Source organism: Vibrio sp. 1457 (genome assembly GCF_033340195.1).
Taxonomy (GTDB): domain Bacteria; phylum Pseudomonadota; class Gammaproteobacteria; order Enterobacterales; family Vibrionaceae; genus Vibrio; species Vibrio alginolyticus.
In genome coordinates, this window is record NZ_JAWOWA010000101.1 from 1 (window position 1) to 1,191 (window position 1,191).

General features: G+C 50.3%; 3 protein-coding genes. All 3 read left to right on the forward strand.

Going from position 1 to position 1,191, the window contains the following annotated elements; genetic code table 11:
• On the forward strand, positions 1 to 392 hold a 392-nt coding region (locus R7Z41_RS24030; protein ID WP_318141641.1), incomplete at its 5' end, for a substrate-binding domain-containing protein.
• 138 nt (positions 393 to 530) lie between these two features.
• The gene (gene gntK, locus R7Z41_RS24035; protein ID WP_000108330.1) at positions 531 to 1,058 is read left to right on the forward strand and encodes a gluconokinase; all 528 of its coding nucleotides are present in this window, start codon (positions 531 to 533) and stop codon (positions 1,056 to 1,058) included.
• A 3-nt stretch (positions 1,059 to 1,061) separates the two neighbouring features.
• Positions 1,062 to 1,191, forward strand: a 130-nt coding sequence (locus R7Z41_RS24725) for a hypothetical protein (RefSeq protein ID WP_192817659.1), incomplete at its 3' end; no start/stop codon positions are given.

The window sequence follows — 1,191 nt, forward strand, 5'->3', positions numbered from 1 at the left end:
AACAGGCGATGCTGGATGCAGGCCTGGTGCCGTATAGCGTGATGGTTGAGCAATCTTCTTCTTACTCTTCCGGTATTGAACTGATTCGCCAGGCGCGGCGGGAATATCCGCAGCTGGATGGCGTGTTCTGTACGAATGATGACCTGGCGGTCGGCGCGGCGTTTGAATGTCAGCGTCTGGGGTTAAAAGTTCCTGACGATATGGCGATTGCCGGTTTCCACGGTCATGACATTGGTCAGGTGATGGAGCCACGACTTGCGAGCGTGCTGACGCCGCGTGAGCGGATGGGCAGTATTGGCGCTGAACGCCTGCTGGCGCGTATTCGTGGCGAATCTGTGACACCGAAAATGTTAGATTTAGGTTTCACCTTGTCACCGGGCGGATCTATTTAAGCCTACAAATTTGAAGTAGCTCACACTTATACACTTAAGGCATGGATGGATATTGCTTCTGATATTGTCCGGCTGGACAATGTTACCGATAACAGTTACCCGTAACATTTTTAATTCTTGTATTGTGGGGGCACCACTTTGAGCACGACTAACCATGATCACCACATTTACGTCTTGATGGGCGTATCGGGCAGCGGCAAATCTGCGGTCGCCAGTGAAGTGGCGCATCAACTTCATGCCGCGTTTCTTGATGGCGATTTCCTCCATCCACGGCGCAATATCGAAAAAATGGCGTCTGGCGAACCGCTGAATGACGACGATCGCAAACCGTGGTTGCAGGCGCTGAACGACGCCGCGTTTGCTATGCAGCGCACTAATAAAGTGTCACTGATCGTCTGTTCTGCATTGAAAAAACACTATCGCGACTTGCTGCGTGAAGGTAATCCGAATCTCTCTTTCATCTACCTGAAAGGCGATTTTGACGTGATTGAAAGCCGCCTGAAAGCGCGCAAAGGCCATTTCTTTAAAACCCAAATGTTGGTGACGCAGTTTGAAACGCTGCAGGAGCCGGGTGCGGACGAAACCGATGTACTGGTGGTGGATATCGATCAACCGCTGGAAGGTGTTGTGGCAAGCACCATTGAGGTTATTAAAAAAGGCAAATAAGTAGTGACTACATTAACGCTTGTTTTAACAGCAGTAGGGTCTGTTTTACTGCTGCTGTTTTTAGTCATGAAGGCGCGTATGCACGCTTTCCTGGCTTTAATGGTGGTGTCCATGGGGGCTGGCCTTTTTTCTG